The organism is Lentibacillus sp. (genome assembly GCF_035301925.1).
GTDB lineage: Bacteria > Bacillota > Bacilli > Bacillales > Amphibacillaceae > Lentibacillus.
In genome coordinates this window covers 1-3,346 of sequence record NZ_DATGTI010000139.1, presented here as the reverse complement: position 1 = coordinate 3,346, position 3,346 = coordinate 1, and the positions used below count along the sequence as shown (strand labels likewise).

The 3,346-nt window shown below is 43.9% G+C and carries 4 protein-coding genes and 1 pseudogene; 4 read left to right on the top strand and 1 reads right to left on the bottom strand.

Annotated features, from left to right (window positions below):
- From VK080_RS11490 to VK080_RS16050, 4 genes are all read left to right on the top strand, one after another.
- Positions 1-757: PTS sugar transporter subunit IIA (locus VK080_RS11490; protein ID WP_324224903.1), on the top strand; the 757-nt coding region annotated here is incomplete at its 5' end.
- A 21-nt stretch (positions 758-778) separates the two neighbouring features.
- Positions 779-1,213, top strand: a complete 435-nt coding sequence (locus VK080_RS11485) for a PTS sugar transporter subunit IIA (protein ID WP_324224902.1) — start codon at positions 779-781, stop codon at positions 1,211-1,213.
- Positions 1,214-2,371, top strand: coding sequence for a mannitol-1-phosphate 5-dehydrogenase (locus VK080_RS11480; RefSeq protein WP_324224901.1), 1,158 nt, complete (start codon positions 1,214-1,216; stop codon positions 2,369-2,371).
- Positions 2,372-2,620: 249 nt separating this feature from the next.
- Positions 2,621-2,719 (top strand): putative holin-like toxin, encoded by a 99-nt coding sequence (locus VK080_RS16050; protein ID WP_414672248.1) that lies wholly within the window; start codon positions 2,621-2,623, stop codon positions 2,717-2,719.
- Between the two features lie 220 nt (positions 2,720-2,939).
- On the opposite strand, the pseudogene VK080_RS11475 reads toward VK080_RS16050, so the two are convergent.
- Positions 2,940-3,346: pseudogene (locus VK080_RS11475) on the bottom strand (Fic family protein); the annotation flags it as partial.

Below are 3,346 nucleotides of genomic sequence, written 5' to 3'. Positions count from 1 at the left end.
TAAGCAGGTTGAAAATAAATCCTTGTTTGATTTGGAAGATATCGAGAAAGGCGATTATGATGTTATTGTTTCAACCATCCCGCTAAGTGAGTCGGAACATGAGTATATCCTCACATCACCGATGCTGACAAAAACAGAAGTCGAACGGGTTAAGCGTGCAGTCCGAAAAAGGAAAACATCCGTATTCAAAAAACAAGCCAAAGAAACAAGCACGGAACTAGATGACAAACCATCCGATTTCAAACAGCAGCTGCAAGTAACACAGGCTTATTCAACAGCTGTTCTCGATGTGCTGAAGTCGCTCGATGTCCTTCGTTTATCAGGGAAGAAATCTCTTGAAAACGTACTGCAGCTGATGTGTGATAAACTGGCAGAAAACGGTATAATTCGAAATGCATCCGCAGTAAAGCAAACATTGCTGGAACGTCAGGCGAAGAGTGGACTGGGAATTCCCGGGACACATTTTGCCCTTTATCATACACGCTCACATGATGTGGAAGAGCCAAGCTTTACCATCTATCCATTAGGTCAGCCGTTGAAAGTTAGGGGTATGGACGGAAATGAAATGGCGATCAGTACACTATTGCTGATGCTTGCCCCTCAGGATACCGGAAAGGAAGTACTGGAGACGCTCAGTTTTCTCAGCAGTCTGATTATTGAGGACGAAAGTGTACGGTTGCTTGAATCCGGGGATCGGGACCGGATTGAGCAATACCTGTCAAAACAATTTTATAAATGGCTGCATGAAAAAATATAATGTAAGGAGTGCAACAAGACTATGGCAAAAGAAGTTTTAAGCAAAGAGAATGTCCATTTGAATAAGGCATTGAACAATAAGGAAGAAGCGATTCGCTATACTGGCGGGATTCTTGCTGACAATGGCTATGTACAGGATGCCTATATCGAGAAAATGTTGGAGCGGGAAGACGTGATCTCTACATTTATGGGAAATTTTGTCGCAATCCCGCATGGAACAGAGGATGCTAAAGAATTCGTTCTGGAAACGGGAATTTCTATTGTCACCGTTCCTGAGGGTGTTGATTTTGACGGCAACACGGTAAAAGTATTGATCGGCATTGCCGGTAAAGGTGATGAACATTTGGATGTGCTGTCCAAAATTGCTATCGTTTGTTCCGAAGAAAAAAACATCCAAAAAATCGTTAACGCAACATCGGAAGAAGACATTATAAACTTATTCGATGAGGTGAACTAAATGCGTGCTGTACATTTTGGCGCCGGTAACATCGGCCGGGGCTTCATTGGGGCCTTGTTATATCAGGCAGGCTATCATACAACATTTGTGGATGTGAACGATGTGGTCATTCGTGAACTAAATGATAAACAGCAATACAATGTCGTGTTAGCCGACGAAAATAGCGAATCATTAACGGTCAAAAATGTATCAGGCATCAACAGCATGAACAACCCGGATGCCGTTGTTGATGCGATTGTACAAGCAGATATTGTCACGACAGCGGTTGGCCCGAATGTTTTACGGGTGATTGCCGAGCTGATTGCAAAAGGACTGCGCGAACGCCTAAAAACCAGCAAGCGTCCACTCAATCTGATCGCCTGTGAAAACATGATCGGCGGCAGCAGCACTTTGAAAGAGCATGTTTTTGAACATTTATCTGAACGTGAACGGGCTACGTTCAATGAAGTGTTTGGATTCCCTGATGCGGCAGTCGACCGCATTGTCCCCAACCAGACAAACGATGATATGCTGGAAGTGTCTGTTGAGCCATACTATGAATGGGTCGTCGAACAAACAGCGGTCAAGGGTGAAAAGCCACAGATCGACGGGATTACGTATGTTGATGATCTGAAACCGTATATTGAACGGAAACTTTTCACGGTTAATACGGGCCATGCCGTTCCTGCGTATATCGGCCAATACATGGGATATACTGCGATTCATGAGGCCATGGAGGATGACAAGGTACAAGAGATTATAGAAGGCGCATTGCAGGAGTCGGGTGAAGCGCTGATCCGGACGTATGGTTTTAATCGTAAAACACACCAGCAATATATAGACAAAATCATCAAGCGGTTTATGAACCCGTATATCTCGGATGAAGTCACACGCGTTGGCCGCGGCCCGATCCGCAAACTCGGACCGAATGACCGCTTGATCCGCCCGGCAAGCCTATATCTTGAGTTGACGGGAGAAGAACCAGAGAATCTGGCTAAAACAATAGCAGCTGCATTGGCCTATAAGAATCCAGATGATGATGAAGCTGTCAAACTGCAGAAAATGATTGATGAACAAGGCTATGACAAAACACTGCAGTCCGTTTCAGGCCTTGAGGCGAACGATCCATTAATTGCTGCAGTCTTAAGGGGTCTGTCCCTCATCACATTAACGCGTTAGAGTGATGAGGGACAGACCAGGGACAGACCCCCCTCAAGCAAGTCTTTCTTAGGGCGTTTCGGGCTGTGTTTGCCGAAACACCAATTTTGTCGGCAGCATTCACCGCAATTGTGAATGGGTATAAAATAAGAATATTTTCAAAGTTGCTTAAAATATTGGGGTCAAAATAATGCAACTATGCTACAATAATAGCCAACAGCATATAGTGGGTGGAGCGGCTATTCTCCTGTGGAGAGTGGGGGTGGCCGTATGTCTGAGATACAAGTTGCACTTACAACAGGAATATTCATCGTAGCTTTGGTCAATCTTGTGGTCATATTAGTAGACAAACTGAACAACAAAAAGTAAATCCACCCATCTCTAACTGTGAATGACGTTGGGTGGATTTATACCTGATATCCCACAGTGGCCGCGCCTCTGCGGATATGCTGTAAGAGTCGGAGTGTTGGCGCACTTCGTCTCTTTTTTATAGTATGAATTATCTAATTGTATTATACCCTATGATTCACCATTTTAGCAACTTATAAAAAAAGGAAGTTAAGAGGGGTAGACATTTAAACCTGCCAAGTCAATCCCGCAAAATGCGCATCAAATCATAATTTCGATATTTTTTATTCCTTTTTACTTCCCTGTCAGCAAACAGTAGGTCTTTACGTACCAAAGAATTCAAAGCATTTCGGGCTGTATTTGCCGAAACACCAATTTTGTCGGCAGCATTCACTGCATTCGTAAAAGGGTTTGAAAAAGTGTAGATCCACACTTTTTTCTCCGATTCCGTATCGCTTTGTGCCAGGCCTTGTTTAGCAAGTTGCTCTGCAGCTTCCAGTTTGTCATTGATGCGGTTGGCCATCCGGTCACAGGCTTTTAAGAAAAACAATAGCCAATCTCCCCATTGAGGGTTATTACCTCTAACGCCATTAAGCATGTCGTAATATCTGGACCGTTCTTTTTCCAGTTCCTCACTGACAAAGAAAA

Bases quoted from the DNA above. Each gene is read 5' to 3' on its own strand.
- VK080_RS16050 (WP_414672248.1), top strand. From the start codon at position 2,621: ATGTCTGAGATACAAGTTGCACTTACAACAGGAATATTCATCGTAGCT.
- VK080_RS11485 (WP_324224902.1), top strand. From the start codon at position 779: ATGGCAAAAGAAGTTTTAAGCAAAGAGAATGTCCATTTGAATAAGGCA.
- VK080_RS11480 (WP_324224901.1), top strand. From the start codon at position 1,214: ATGCGTGCTGTACATTTTGGCGCCGGTAACATCGGCCGGGGCTTCATT.